Annotated in this window: 1 protein-coding gene; it reads right to left on the bottom strand. The window is 36.6% G+C overall.

Going from position 1 to position 454, the window contains the following annotated elements:
- The coding region (locus FUA24_RS24820) for a 3-methyl-2-oxobutanoate hydroxymethyltransferase (RefSeq protein WP_187388397.1) at positions 1–454 on the bottom strand (454 nt) is incomplete at both ends.

The raw sequence follows: 454 nt of genomic DNA, 5'->3' as shown, positions 1-454 counted from the left end.
ACACTTTTTACATCAGCAACATATTGTTTCATAGCATTTGTCATATCTTCATATAAATTTAAATACCTACGTAAAAAACGCGGATTAAACTCATGTGTCATGCCAAGCATGTCATGCAAAACAAGAACTTGCCCATCAACGTTAGGGCCTGCACCAATACCAATTATAGGAATGCTTACGCTTTCGGCTACTTTTTTAGCAAGCGAAGCAGGTATTTTTTCTAAAACAATGGCAAAACAACCAATACGTTCAAGCATTTTGGCATCTTCAATAAGCCTTTCGGCTTCTTCTTCCTCTTTAGCTCTAACGGTATAAGTGCCAAACTTATAAATAGATTGCGGAGTTAAACCAAGATGCCCCATTACAGGAATACCAGCGTGTAAAATACGTTTAATAGATTCTTTTATTTCTTTACCACCTTCAAGTTTTACAGAATGCGCACCACTTTCTTTCA

The sequence above is a fragment of the Seonamhaeicola marinus genome (genome assembly GCF_008085455.1).
The sequence above is the reverse complement of the archived record's forward strand: the minus strand, read 5'-3'. Positions and strand labels throughout refer to the sequence as shown.